The organism is Exiguobacterium sp. J17977, assembly GCF_018616375.1.
Classification (GTDB): Bacteria; Bacillota; Bacilli; order Exiguobacteriales; family Exiguobacteriaceae; genus Exiguobacterium; species Exiguobacterium mexicanum.
Genome location: NZ_JAEQBB010000002.1, coordinates 77,715 through 91,664, shown reverse-complemented (window position 1 = coordinate 91,664; position 13,950 = coordinate 77,715). Strand labels below are relative to the sequence as shown.

Sequence of the window (13,950 nt, the reverse complement as noted above, 5' to 3'; positions counted from 1 at the left end):
GGGTTGCGGGTCACGATTGACGTGTCCACCGTCCGAACTTCAAAACAGTTGCACCTGCTCTTGAAAGACAACTTACAGTTCCCGGACCACTATGGGGAGAATTGGGATGCATTTTGGGATGTCATCACGGACGAGGATGGATTACCAGACATCGTGGAGTTTGTGGGGTGGAATTTATTGAGTCAGCGCCTGCCGGAAGATGCTGGTTATTTAAAAAGTTGTTTGGCTGACTATGCGAAGGAAGCGGACCTGAAGCCGTGTCGCGTCATTTATGACACGACGCAGATGGTCATTTTGCCGTCCCATGCCTTACAAAAAGGGGAGACGCAGCGATTGATTCATCGACATTTGGCGGACGCACCGTCCCCGTTACGCGTCGAGCGAAAGACATCGTCGCGCCTGCCGAAGAGACAGCGATTCTCGTTCGAACGTTGGATAGAGTCATCTGTCTTAGAGGGGACTGTAAACGATCTAGGAGCGGTCGATGCATGGCTGACTCTCAATGATAACGAAAACCAAAAAGACGTGGTGATCATCTGGGACGGTGCAGATTGGCTTCTCAGCTATTATTCGGACGGTTTAACTCTCCAAGGGACACAAATCGAAGCGGTTGAGCCGGCAGACACCGCCGACTACGAGACATTCTTTCACCATGTGACACGCGGTGCATTCCCAATCGAGCTGACGTTTTGTTTCGGTGGCACGTTCGGACCACTGAAGAAGGTATACCGATTGACGCTACATGACGTGAAGTGGGAGCGGTTGATTGAAAAAGAGTTGCTGCCGCAGCTCGACCTCCCGAAGACAAGGGGATTTTGGCAGTCCCTCTCACGGCCGACACAGAAACAGACGCTAGAGACGTTCACAGGAGAGTTCCACCCGAACATATTTGGAAACTTTGTATTGGCGCGTGATGTGAATGACTGCTATCACTTCTTAGACCATGTGAACGGAACAATCATGAGGTTTTAATTAATAATTAAGAGAAAGTTGGAAGTATCGTGGATTATTTAGAACATCTAGAAGCCCATTGTGGAGAATTTGTCGCTGGATACGACGTCCCCGATTTACTGGGGGACCATGTCCAAATACTCAAATTGAAGGAACCAAAACTTTTTGGCATCGTGAGCGTAGCAACACTAGGATTACATCTGCATTCGCTTCAATTCGAGGATGGATCGGTCGCCCATCAAGAACTGTTGTTTCGCTTCAAACAAAAGCGTGCCGAAGATGACATCGTCCAGTTGGTATGGCACTTAGTGACCCATGCGCTCGAGACACATCAAGCGTTCGATTTAGGTGAATACTTCAGCCTGCCAAAAGGTGTGCTCAAACGGTACAAGTTTTCCTCCATCTACGTGACGGCACCGTTCTACTCAGATCCATCGTTTTTAAAATATGAAGGCGAACCCCACGACGTGCTCGTCGTCTGGTTCGTCCCGATTTTCCCGTCAGAGGAACGCTTCATCGAGGAGCACGGTGCCGAAGCATTCGATGAACTGCTTTTTAAAACAGATGATGAGCTACTCGATTTGAAACGCAAACCGCTCGTTTGAGTTCGATACGTGTTGACCGACAAGCCCCCATGCGCACGCATGGGGGCTTGTTTTACATATACGGTCCGTTCGCTTGGACGACGAACTGCGAGTGCTCGTAATGATACGTGATGCGTGAATAGTCGAACGGCTTCCCGTTCGAAAGGTGAAAAATAGTCTCGATGCGGAGCGTCGGGTCCTCCATCTGTAAACCAAGATATCCGGCCTCCGTCTCAGTCAATCTCCCGACCTGCATGTACATGTCCGAAAAGCCGATGGTGACGCCGAGTGCGCCTTGGACGTAATCGAAAATCGAGTCGGCGACGATTTCTCGGTTCAAATATGGGACGATCGCCTTCACATAGTATGACTCCTCGTAACAGAACACCTCGCCGTCGACGAAGCGGACCCGCTCGACGCGATAGACGTCATCTGTCACGTCGATGCCAAGATTCTGTGCGACCGTCGCGTCCGGTTTCGTGACCGAGACATCGAGCACGTCCGACGTCAACACCCGGTCACCGAGGTTGCTCTTGAACCCTTGCGTCGAGAACAGGCTCATATAGCCCGGACGGTTGTGGCGTCGGACGAAGATGCCACTCCCCCGCAATTGAAAGATGACGCCTTTCCGCTCCAGCAACTCGAGTGCTTTCGTGATCGTACTCTTGCTGACGGCATATTGGCTCATCAACTGCTCGAGGACGGGTAGTTTATCTCCTTGTTTCAAATCGTGTTGATTGATGTACTGTTCAATCTCTGCTGCCACTTGTTGATATTTAAGCACGCTCATCCCTCATCTACTTGAAAATGTTGCCTTCATTATACCACACACATGTCTACGAAACGTTCACAAACTATTTATTGTATCGCTATTGATTAATTGTACCGGTACAATTATAGTAAGAGTGTACAAAATGTAAGCGTTACATTAAAGGAGGGTGTTCAGTTGAGTAAAGTTCGGGATTATTCAAAGCTGGCTCGGGATATTTTAGAGGCTGTCGGAGGGGAAGGCAACGTCATCAATGCGGCGCGCTGTGCGACGCGACTCCGTCTCGTCTTAAAGCGGTCGAATCCGCAGGCGAAAGAACAAGTCATGGCGATGCCAGGCGTCATCACGGTCGTCGAGACGGGCGGCCAGTTCCAGGTCGTCATCGGGCAACACGTCGGGGAAGTGTTCGATGAGTTCACGAAACTGGTTCAAATCGAAGGCGCTGAGGTAGAAGACGGAAACAAGGGAACCGTCCTCAACCGCATCATCGCGACGATGTCCGCCGTGTTCGCACCGTTCATCTATATCTTGGCCGCAGCCGGGATTTTGCAAGGGGTACTCATTATCACGACATTGTTGTTCGAAGGTTTCGCCGAGACAGGGACGTACGAAGTGTTCAGCTTCATCTCATGGGCGCCATTCACGTTCTTACCGATTTTCATCGCCATCACGGCATCGAAACATTTTAAGACGAACACGTTCATCTCCGTCGCGGCAAGCGCGGCCTTGGTCAGTCCGACATGGGCCGAGATGGCGGCACGTATCACGTCAGGGGAGACAATCAGCTTCCTCGGGCTCGCCTTGTCAGGTACGACGTATACGTCATCGGTATTACCACCGCTCTTCCTCGTCTGGATCTTATCCTACGTCGAGCGGTTCTTGAACCGTCATATGAATGAGGTCATCCGTCCGTTGTTCGTCCCGTTCTTCAGTTTGGTGCTCATGGTGCCGCTCACGATTCTCGTCATCGGACCGATCACGACGATGGGTGCGGTCGGGATCGCCAACGGCTACAATTTCTTAGCGGAGAACGCACCACTGCTCGCCGGGGCCATCATCGGTGGACTTTGGCAAGTCGTCGTCATCTTCGGCGTTCATTGGGGTGTGACGCCGATGGTGCTCGCCAACTTCGACCTATACGGACGTGACTCGTTCCAGGCGTATCAGACGATCGCCGTTATCGCCCAAGTCGGCGCCGTCCTCGGTGTCATCTTGAAAGCGAAGAGCCAAGAGATTAAAAAAGTCGGTGTCTCGGCTGGGATTACTGGACTATTCGGAATCACGGAGCCTGCCATCTACGGGGTGACACTCCGCTTCAAGAAACCGTTCATCTTTGGATGTATCTCGGGAGCCATCGGTGCCATCGTGGCCAGTTTCTTCAACCCGTATTACTTCGCTTACGCCGGACTACCAGGTCCACTCACGCTCGTCAACGGAATCAGTGAAGATGTGCCGACATCGATTTGGGGATTATTGATTGGGACGGCGATTGCCATCGTCCTTCCGGTCGTCTTGATTCAAATCTTTGGCTTCGGGGAAGACACAGCCAAACAAGTGACAGAAGTGACGGAAACACCTGCGACAGCAGAAGCGAGTGCGACGCTCGTTCAAGAAGAGACAATCACTTCACCACTTTCGGGGAAAGTCATCGCCTTGAGCGATGTACCGGACGACGTATTCGGCTCCGGGGCGATGGGGAAAGGTTATGCCGTCGAGCCAGACGGGAATAAGGTCATTGCACCGTTTGACGGGACAATCGTCATGGTCGCACCAACGAAACATGCGATTGGTCTCCGTTCGAACACTGGGATTGAACTCTTGATTCACGTCGGTCTCGATACGGTGACGCTCGACGGCAAGCCGTTCACCGTTCATGTCAAAGACGGGGACAGCTTCAAAGCAGGCGATGTACTGACCACGTTCGACCGCGACATAATCGCCGCCCATAACGTATCAAGTATCACACCGGTCATCGTGACGAACAGCGCGACATACGCCGATGTGCTTGTTCAACCGAGCGATGAGACCGACACGACAAAACCGATAATCACGATTGTGAACAAATAAGGAGGAACTACAATGAAGACATTACCGAACGACTTTCTATGGGGCGGCGCTCTAGCCGCCCACCAATTTGAAGGCGGCTGGGACGCCGACGGCAAAGGGCCGAGTGTCGTCGACGTGTTGACGGCAGGCGCTCACGGCGTCGCGCGTCGGATCACGGACAAGGTCGAGCCGGACGAGTTTTATCCGAACCATGAAGCCATCGACTTCTATCACCGCTATAAAGAGGACGTCGCGCTCTTCGCTGAGATGGGCTTGAAGTGTCTCCGCACGTCGATCGGTTGGAGCCGGATTTTCCCGAACGGGGACGATGCAGAGCCGAACGAAGCTGGTCTCAAGTTCTATGACGACTTATTTGACGAGCTGTTGAAGCATGATATCGAGCCGATCATCACGTTGTCGCACTTCGAGATGCCGCTCCACCTTGCACGCGAGTATGGTGGGTTCCGCAACCGTGCCGTCGTCGACCACTTCGTCCGTTTCGCTGAAGTCTGTTTCGACCGCTACAAAGACAAGGTCAAATACTGGATGACGTTCAACGAGATCAACAACAAGATGGACGTCAACAACCCGCTCTTCTTATGGACGAACTCAGGCGTCATCGTCGAAGAAGGGGAGAACGCGCGTGAAGTCATGTATCAAACGGGTCACCACGAGTTGATTGCGAGCGCCCTCGCCGTCGCGAAAGGGAAGGCCATCAACCCATACTTCGAGATTGGGGCGATGGTGTCCCACGTACCAATCTATCCATATTCATCGAACCCGGACGATGTCATGCTTGCTGAAGAAATGATGCGCCAACGCTACTTCTTCCCAGACGTGCAAGTGCGCGGAGTCTATCCGAGCTACGCCTTGAACGAGTTCGAACGTGAAGGCTATACAATCCCGTTCCTCGATGGGGACGAAGAGATTTTGAAAAACGGTACCGTCGACTACCTCGGTTTCAGTTATTACATGTCAACGACCGTGAAGAGTGACGTCGTCGCCGACAACAGCGGTGATATCGTCAACGGCGGTCTACCGAACGGCGTCGAGAATCCGTATATCAAGTCAAGTGACTGGGGATGGGCGATTGATCCGGTCGGTCTCCGTTATGTGCTCAACCGATTGTACGACCGCTATCAAATCCCGCTCTTCATCGTCGAGAACGGATTCGGTGCCGTCGATGAGATTGTTGACGGGAAAATTCATGATGCGGCCCGCATCGACTACTTGAAAGCACATATCGAGCAGCTGAAAGAGGCGGTCGTCTATGACGGCGTCGACTTGATTGGTTACACGCCATGGGGTATCATCGACATCGTCTCGTTCACGACGGGGGAGATGAAGAAACGCTACGGCATGATTTACGTCGACCGTGACAATGAAGGCAACGGCTCGATGGAGCGAATGAAGAAAGACTCGTTCGATTGGTACAAGCAAGTAATCGCAACGAACGGGGAAGCGCTCGCGTACGAACCTTCGAAGTAAAAAATACCAATATTAACTTTGCCCTTTTAGTTTTTCAATGAATGGTGAGTTTTATTATTTTTGATTTAATTTAATGAGTCCTATTTTGTCAAGATTCGATCTTAGTATTAGGATATTTCTTAAATATGAGAGATTTGAGAGACTTAAAAAAATCACCTATGTATTTTCAAGTCAGAGTCATTATTGACTTTTGGATGAATTTAAAACAAGCAATCTAGAGGAAGTTTCCACTAGTCGAATGTAATATTTACTATGTCTATGGCAACATCAAAAAAACTAAAAACTTGGAACCAGTATTTTTTGGTCCAGGTTTTTAGTCGCCTTGTTAGATCTTTTAGTATTTAACTATTGACTGCTAGTTTGAATTAAACAGCGAGGTTAGATTTCGCTTTTTTGATTGAATTTGTTCATCTGTAATTACATCGGTAATCAATTTGCTAAGTAGATTATCTTTAAAATTTTCTGGAAGGGTAGTCATGTCGAATATTTTATCTAAATCAGTAAATAAATCTGGAAAGGAAGCTTTTAATTGATGTTTGTATAAATTATTGTAAATAATAGATTGAGTAATTATTTTTTGCAAATAATCTTTATGAAACGAGTATATCTCTTCCAATCTAAAGTATTTAATATTGTTATCTACTTTTGTTTTAAATTTAATGTTCGATTGAGTATCTAGTTCGTGATTGTGCTTATATTTTATTGATATAGCAAAATCCTTTGAGTTTCCTAGTAAAGTATTTACGTAATCTATACTCGTAGTTTCTCCAGTGCTAAAATTTCTAGAGAAACGAAAAGCGTTTTCGATACCCTGTTCAAAAGGTGAATAGAAATCTTGATAGTTAAAATCGATTGTACCTTTCAAAGATTGATTACAAACTTTACAACAAGGGACTAGATTATACGGGGACATGGCAAGTAATGGATATTTATCTTTAGGAATAAAATGATCTAGTTCAGGACTAGTACCTCGTCTAAGGGGAGGGCTATCTTTTTCAATTTCTTTTTTGATTTTTCTAGCGTGATGTGATGAGTTTTGGTTATCACTTCTGATTGTGAAAATAAACTGAGCATTGCAATAAGGGCATACATTTATGTTGTAACATTCAACGTAATCAATTCTACTCCAATATGTATTTTCATCTATAAATCTACCTTTAGAAAAAGAAGAGTAGCAGTCTAGAAAAAATACTTTTATAAGTTCATATGTGAAATTATATTCCTTAGACTGAAAAATTAGTTCATCATTTAATTTTTTTTCATAATTAAACTGAATTTTTTGAAGTTCATCAATTGGAACTTTGGAAAGCATATCTATATTTTCAATCACAAAATTTAAGACTCTGGAAATTGCAACAATTTTTTTTGAATCAAAATTAAGCAATTCGTATAGCATTACATTTTTTTTTGCTACTTTTTTCTTCCTCCCAGAACGCATTTCTTTAGAATACTCATTTCTAATTTCTTTTTTTAATTTCATAGGATTTTGACACTTATCTCTAATACGTATCAGTTGATCTTTTAGAGACAATGATTGTAAATATGTTTCACATATATATTTGGAATGAAAATTAATTAAATCTTCTGTTGGCTTAATATGTATCATTTTTCTCACCTTTCTCTAATATTTTTTCTAAATTGTGAATTTTCAACTTCAAGTTCAGTAATTCTGTTTCAATATCAATACGAGAAGGTGGAATAAGTTTTAATTGTTCTTCATAAATGTCAATTAACTTATTTTTAATTAAAGGTTCTGCTATCATGTGAATACTTTTTCGAATTGTATCAGCATTTTTAAGCGTATCTGTTGGGTGGCTATTTAATAAATTATGAATCAAACTATTGATTTTATCTTTTGCAAACTCACCAATTAATCCGTCTTGTAAAAAGAAAACATTGGAATAAAGTTGATGAATATTTGCACCGAATGTTAGGTGGTTGTCTTCTAAACTATTTGTAGATTGTATAGAACCCTCTATTTTTTTTAAGAAAAGTACTCTGTCATTTGGCAAATCAGAAATTATAAATGGTGAATGGGTGCTAACTATTATTTGAACGGGTACATTATCTTGACTGAATATTTCCTCAATCCCTTTAATTAAAATTTTTATAAAATGCTTTTGCCATTGAGGATGAAAATAAAGTTCACCTTCATCCAAAAGTAGTAAGTTTAATTTTTGTTTTGAGTCTTTAGATAACAATTTACTTGCCGAATAAATTCTTGAAAACATATTTAAAATACCGTATTCACCACTACTTAATTCTGTCCAAATCAACCCACCCAGTTTTTTCTCACGCCATTTTATCAAAAACCCCTTCATATCTGCATTTAGTAAATCAAAATTAATAGTAGTTCTTTCGTAAAGGAAATTGAACAATAAACCTTCTGTAAGGATAAATCTGTCTAAAATATGTATTTCTTTTTCTAAAATTTTAAAATCTTCCTCCAATAAGTTTAGGGGCCATTTCTTATTGTAAAGTATATTAAGAATTTCATTCTTTAAGTATAAAAATTGATTCAAAATGTTCAACTGCTTAGATTCTATTTTACTTTTTTCAACTTCGATATTATACATATTTTTACAAATACCTTCTAAAAAAAGCTGAATTTCTTTTTTTAATGGTCCTAAATTCTTATTTAAAATATTATCGATTTCTGTATAAAGGTAATATGTACCATTTTTCAAAAAACGTCTTAAAAAGTTTAATTCTTGATCTGACCTGCTATTGTTTAATAATAGTGCGGAATCCATATTTAAGTTAATCAACATTACTAAAATTTCTTCAGCTTCTATAGAGAAAAACTTTGATTCAAATTCGGACTCAATAGTTTGGAGATATAAATATATATTATTTGGAATGTTGAAAAATTTTGATAGGTCACTACCTTTGAATTTATCAACGAAAAGAATTTGATCTTGTAAATCTTCTATATAAAACTGGTCTATATTATTATGTTTTTTAATTAATTGGTTTGTAGAGATGTTTATATGTTTTGATTTGGAGTGATGCGAACTTTGTTTTCTAAAGTATCCAGTATCAATAGTATTTGAAAAGAATATAGTTCTAAACATTTCACCGGGAATTTTATTATTGAAATTAAATAGCTCATTATTATCAACTTTAACTTTAACATTTGAATATACAGTATATTTCTCATCATCAGTAACTATTAATACATATTTTCCAGTGTTATAACCGCTCAGCAAGTCCCTTATTCTATTTAATACCGTTGTTTTACCAACACCGTTTGCCCCCACTAGAGCATTAACCTCTACTATATTTTTTTGAATGTTTGATGAAAAAAAATTATTTATATAATTGAAATTTTCTGCATATGATAGATGTGAGCTTTGTATATCATAAGAGAAAATATGGTTACTTCCTAAATTAAACGAAACTTGATTGTTTTTAGCTTCCATGTCGCACCATAAATAAACGATTTTCATTCCTCATTCTCCTTTATTAAGATTATTCCTATTAATTATAAGTCATAAAATGGATTTAGTTGACCGCCTAAAAAATATAAATTGTTAAGTATAAGTAAGGGATACAAAATAAAGTGATTTTATAAGTATTTATAACAATTAATGTTAGTAATATAAGATATGACAGGTGCTAGTAAAGCATTTTCGATTGGTACAAACACATAATCGAGACGAGCGGGGAAGCGCTCGCGTACGAGCCTTCTAAGTAAACAAAAATACCTCTTGAAGACAATTGTCTTCAAGAGGTATTTTTCTGTGCTTACGTCGTTTTCGGTTTGACCGCCACCCACACTTCGCTATAGACGTTTTCCGACGGTCCGTCATGCTTCGTGAACGAGATGCTTGGCAAGTCGGCCAGTTCGTAACCCGACGTCGGCAGCCATTCGGCATACGTCTTGGCCATCGTCTCCTGAAGCGTCTCCGGGAACGGGCCGGCATTCGGGAAGACGGCCCATAGGTTCGACTCGATTGTGATCTGTTCAAGGTCTTCATACGGATTATCTTGTGTCGTCGCGAAGCCGATCATGTGTGTCAGTGAACCTTTTTCGTCCAAATAGTCTTCATCGAAGTCGTACGATACGTTGAGCACTTGGTGCGGATAGAGGTCCGCCAACTGATGCATCTCGCTTTGTTGTTGCTCCGTGATTGACTGGGCCAACTCGACGATTGCATTGTTCACACCTTCAAATTGAATCGGGACGCGTTTGGACACGCCGACGACGTTGAATGAAGGCTTGTGTTCTAATTTGAATTCCATTGAAATTCCCCCTTTGATGTCGATGAAGAATGTGAATTTCGGGAATGACTTTTGAATCTTGTTCTTGATCACTTCTGACGGTAAAAAGCCGCACCAGTCTCGAAACGCTCGCGAGAAGCCGTCGACGGATTGATAGCCATACATAAAGGCCACGTCCGTGACCGATTTCCCATGAATCAAGTCCTTATTCGCTTCGGACAGTCGACGGTTTCGGATGTATTCGTTAAGTGTCATCCCCGCCATGTACGAAAACATGCGTCGGAAATGATAGTCCGACACCCCGACGATTCGTGTGATATCCTGACTCGTGATATCTTCTGTTAGATGTTGATCGATATGGTCCATCAATCGATTCAATGATTCAAGCATTGGCATTCCCTCCTTTCTGCATTCATCATACTTCGAACATTGTAAGGGTACTCGATGATTTTGATACGGATGTCATCGGATAGAAGACATCACTGATTGTAGCCGATGAACATCGTGAACATGATGAGAATAATCGATGATGTCATGAGTAGGAACGCAAGCGAACTCGCGAACACGAGGAATCCTTTGGAAAAGTGGTGTCGTCGTCTCCAAATCCCGATGACGAATACCACGTTCAGCATGAGAAACAATGCGAGCAAGAGTAGCGGGAGCGCCCGGTCCTGTATCAAAATAAGTAAATCCATAGATGTGACCTTCCTTTACTGGTTCGTTAACAATGAAATAAGTGATGCTCGGTGAAGACGAGATATCAACAATCGTCTCCTTGCCAGACGCGTGTCGTCCAACAATATTCGTTCGGAAAATCGTCAAGAGTAAACGCATGATCAAAGGTGAGGTGGTGTTTGAAGGTCTTTTCCCACATTTTCTGAAGTTGGTCGAGAGGCTGTTCTTCTAACTGGATTCGCCGCGAAGAATGGCGTCGGGTGATCAAACACTTGAGGGCTTCAGAATCAAACACCAACCGTTCGATGAACTCCAAATTAAGGGGTTCAACCATTTCGTGTTCAGATACGAGTAAATTTCCTTGATAGAGCTGTTCATCAGTATTGTCGATATAAAAAAGTGATGAGGTCAATGTACTCGTCCTTCCATTTGAATATTTTATAAACTAGGTTAGTTAGCTGAATCCCTCATATAATAGACAAGAATAAGAACGCATAATGCTTGTGACTAAGGAGGAAACAACTATGAAGAAGCTACTTCGCGCGACCATCGCCGGCATCGCGTTATTCACGCTGAGCGTCGCACCGTCCGAAACCGTGGACGCCGCACCGAAAAAATTCAAAAATTGTACCGAGCTAAATAAGACGTATAAGGGCGGTGTCGCCAAGACGAAGACGACGAAAAACAAAGGCGGGAAGACAAAGTACAAACCTTACGCCAACAGTTCGCTGTATGAAGCGAACAAATCAAAAGATCGTGATAAAGACGGTATCGCCTGCGAACGCTAAGAGATGAGAGGACAATCGTCCTCCGTCTCTTTTTTAGTTATTGAAACGGTACGATACGTCTCCCGCAGCATCGTAGCCGGTGATGGACTCTACCGCACAGGACACATTCTGACATATCCCCGAATGTTCGGCCGACGGTTGACCACGTGATTTTTTTTGCTGACAGCGTTTGAATAAAAAAGATGAGTGCTTACTTAAACATAGTTAGCACTCATCTTTTTTATCCTTGGTTTGGGATTTCATTTTGTCTTACCAATTCTTGAATAACAGGAATGAAATCTAAGAGTTTTTTTGACTTTACGACGAAACCTAAGTTCATCATCATTTCGGTGCGAATTTGAGGTGTAGTGTTCAAATTTGTTGGTATGTTTTGAGGAACAATGCGTCCGGCTTCGGTAATTCGTGGACCGGAATGAAGAATGCCGATAAACATTATTCTACCTCCCATTATTAAACCATCGGGAGTGCTATAAGAACCTTCATTAAGTATGAATACCGGAGAACCACTAGAGCCTGGATAACAAGCAGCATCAATTACAAAGTTTGGTTGCCCGTTGTAATTGAAAAATGGATGCGTAGCCGTAACACCTTTTCTAAGGATTGGGACATTATTGTGAGAATCACTTAAGCCGTTTGGATAACCTACCATCACAATATCTTCAAGAACATTTAATTTTTCTAAGTCTTTATCTGAAGGAATCAAGTCGGCTGTTAGTTTAATATAGTAAACAGCCTCACGTCGTCTTTCGACCTCAGCAAGGATAGAAGCAATTGGAATGAGACATAAATCAATAGAAGGATCAGGGTGAAGAATGATAAGTGAATCTAAATTGGAGATATCAATATTCATTGTTTCTTGATGGTTTGGTGAATTGTCGGCATTTCTTTTCTTAAAACTAAAAGAGGCAGATTGATTTCCTACAACTACATGCTTATTTGTAACAACACAAGGCACATCTTGATTTTCAGAGCCGAGATTCAATTCAAAGATAAAACCTGTTCCAACACCTGATTCTGTTTGTATTCTGACAGTTGCATACATAAGTTGGTTGGAAAGACTTTTGATATTAAGCAGAATGATCACCACTTTCTGTTTAGTATTTCTATTTTCTCTTATTGTAAAATCAATATCAAATTTAACGTTATATGATTTATCGCTCATGGAACGGGCTATAAGGCTTTTGACAAGCCAAGAGCCCAATCAATCACTTGGGAACGCTTTATAATGAAAGCTCAACGAGGACAGGTTGAACGAAAGAACTTAGTCCGGCTGAATTTTGTAAATATATATGATATGTAAATCTGTGCGTTCCTGGCCTCCTCTATACGGAGCTTTTGAAGCGTCAGAGACTAAAATCATTCGAGACAAGGTTATGAGATGTGATTGACTCACTCCCACCAAAACGACTCCCGAAGATAGCAACATAAAAGTCACTTGAACAAACACTATCTTTTGCTTACGGTTCATTAGAGACTGCTCGCTTTCTCAGTTTGTAAAAACTGTCGCACTTGTTCAATCGGGAACGCAGGATTCCAATGGACGAAGTGGCCACCTGTCATTCTTATGTAAGTGATCGGCAGCTCATGTCGTTGCAGGTCTAGAATGGCTGACTTCGTCAATCGGGCTTCTTTGTCGTCCAGTCCGACAAAATCGCCGTAGAAGAGCAAGGTTGGGACTTGCAGTGAACGCATGAGCTGCGGCACGTCAAGGTGATAGAAGCCGAACAACAGATTCAATCCGCCTCGTCCGAGCTTAGCCGGGGCGTCCAACGCACGTCGAATCTCGTCTCGTTCAAGGAGACCTGTCTGTGCGCAGAACGTCTGGAGTTGTTCCTCTTGTATCGGAGATGACACTTTGTCTGAAATAATTTTCGTCTCGATTTTCCGAACGAGTCGAGGTCCAAACAGATGATAAAATCCGCTCAGGAGCGGGACGGCAAGACCGAACACCCCATACTCTCTCAACGGAACGCGCGGGAACGCCTTATGCCCTTGATCGAGCAAGACAAGCCGCTCCACTTGCTTTGGAAAATGCGTGGCGAAAGCGAGACCGACCGCACCGCCGAGCGAATGCGCCATCACGTGGACGGGTCCAAGTCGATGTGTGACGACGTAGTCGTTCACCCAATCCGCCAACTGTTCGGACGTCACAAGGCGATCGATACCTTCACTTCGTCCGAACCCTGGCAAATCGAGCAAATGCACTTCATAGTCGTCGCGCAACGCCTCGGCGAGCGAACGTCCTTCTTCGCCGGTGAACCCTCCAGCCGGTAAAAATAAAATGGGTGGCCCGCTCCCGAGCACTTCTACATGATAACGATTCAATTGAACCCCACCTTTCAACTCCCAATATCTGTATCTTTTCATTGTACGTGACCATTGAAGTGAACAAAAGCAGATTCTTCCAAACAGAGACACGTTTCCC

13 protein-coding genes are annotated in these 13,950 nt (G+C 43.3%); 5 read left to right on the top strand and 8 right to left on the bottom strand.

Annotated elements, in window-relative coordinates:
- Positions 1-3 precede the first annotated feature (3 nt).
- Both KNO58_RS15460 and KNO58_RS03920 read left to right on the top strand, forming a co-directional pair.
- Entirely contained in the window at positions 4-972 is a 969-nt protein-coding gene (locus KNO58_RS15460; protein WP_312845867.1) for a barstar family protein, read from the top strand.
- 29 nt (positions 973-1,001) lie between these two features.
- Positions 1,002-1,556 carry a suppressor of fused domain protein gene (locus tag KNO58_RS03920; protein ID WP_214751979.1) on the top strand — a complete coding sequence of 185 codons (555 nt, stop codon included), beginning with the start codon at positions 1,002-1,004 and terminating at the stop codon, positions 1,554-1,556.
- 52 nt (positions 1,557-1,608) lie between these two features.
- Here KNO58_RS03920 and KNO58_RS03915 read toward each other — a convergent pair whose 3' ends face one another.
- Positions 1,609-2,319 carry a GntR family transcriptional regulator gene (locus tag KNO58_RS03915; protein ID WP_214751978.1) on the bottom strand — a complete coding sequence of 237 codons (711 nt, stop codon included), beginning with the start codon at positions 2,317-2,319 and terminating at the stop codon, positions 1,609-1,611.
- Positions 2,320-2,481: 162 nt separating this feature from the next.
- Between KNO58_RS03915 and KNO58_RS03910 the strand changes: the two genes are divergently transcribed.
- Positions 2,482-4,371 (top strand): beta-glucoside-specific PTS transporter subunit IIABC, encoded by a 1,890-nt coding sequence (locus tag KNO58_RS03910; RefSeq protein ID WP_214751977.1) that lies wholly within the window; start codon positions 2,482-2,484, stop codon positions 4,369-4,371.
- A gap of 12 nt (positions 4,372-4,383) precedes the next feature.
- Positions 4,384-5,838, top strand: coding sequence for a 6-phospho-beta-glucosidase BglA (gene bglA / locus KNO58_RS03905; RefSeq protein ID WP_214751976.1), 1,455 nt, complete (start codon positions 4,384-4,386; stop codon positions 5,836-5,838).
- A gap of 355 nt (positions 5,839-6,193) precedes the next feature.
- On the opposite strand, the gene KNO58_RS03900 is transcribed toward bglA, so the two are convergent.
- The 5 genes from KNO58_RS03900 to KNO58_RS03880 form a co-directional block, all read right to left on the bottom strand.
- The gene (locus KNO58_RS03900; RefSeq protein WP_214751975.1) at positions 6,194-7,318 is read right to left on the bottom strand and encodes an HNH endonuclease; all 1,125 of its coding nucleotides are present in this window, start codon (positions 7,316-7,318) and stop codon (positions 6,194-6,196) included.
- 112 nt (positions 7,319-7,430) lie between these two features.
- Positions 7,431-9,287 (bottom strand): AAA family ATPase, encoded by a 1,857-nt coding sequence (locus KNO58_RS03895; RefSeq protein WP_214751974.1) that lies wholly within the window; start codon positions 9,285-9,287, stop codon positions 7,431-7,433.
- 298 nt (positions 9,288-9,585) lie between these two features.
- Complete coding sequence (locus KNO58_RS03890) at positions 9,586-10,452, bottom strand: AraC family transcriptional regulator (RefSeq protein ID WP_214751973.1); 867 nt, start codon at positions 10,450-10,452, stop codon at positions 9,586-9,588.
- Positions 10,453-10,541: 89 nt separating this feature from the next.
- The gene (locus KNO58_RS03885; RefSeq protein WP_214751972.1) at positions 10,542-10,757 is read right to left on the bottom strand and encodes a hypothetical protein; all 216 of its coding nucleotides are present in this window, start codon (positions 10,755-10,757) and stop codon (positions 10,542-10,544) included.
- A gap of 65 nt (positions 10,758-10,822) precedes the next feature.
- Positions 10,823-11,149, bottom strand: coding sequence for a hypothetical protein (locus KNO58_RS03880; RefSeq protein ID WP_214751971.1), 327 nt, complete (start codon positions 11,147-11,149; stop codon positions 10,823-10,825).
- Between the two features lie 112 nt (positions 11,150-11,261).
- Between KNO58_RS03880 and KNO58_RS03875 the strand changes: the two genes are divergently transcribed.
- Entirely contained in the window at positions 11,262-11,525 is a 264-nt protein-coding gene (locus KNO58_RS03875; protein ID WP_138859434.1) for an excalibur calcium-binding domain-containing protein, read from the top strand.
- Between the two features lie 220 nt (positions 11,526-11,745).
- Here the strand turns inward: KNO58_RS03875 and KNO58_RS03870 are convergent, their stop codons facing one another.
- Both KNO58_RS03870 and KNO58_RS03865 read right to left on the bottom strand, forming a co-directional pair.
- The gene (locus KNO58_RS03870) at positions 11,746-12,726 is read right to left on the bottom strand and encodes a S1 family peptidase (RefSeq protein WP_214751970.1); all 981 of its coding nucleotides are present in this window, start codon (positions 12,724-12,726) and stop codon (positions 11,746-11,748) included.
- A gap of 266 nt (positions 12,727-12,992) precedes the next feature.
- Positions 12,993-13,850: an alpha/beta fold hydrolase gene (locus KNO58_RS03865; protein WP_214751969.1), complete on the bottom strand. Its 858-nt coding sequence runs from the start codon at positions 13,848-13,850 to the stop codon at positions 12,993-12,995.
- Between the last annotated feature and the right edge of the window lie 100 nt (positions 13,851-13,950).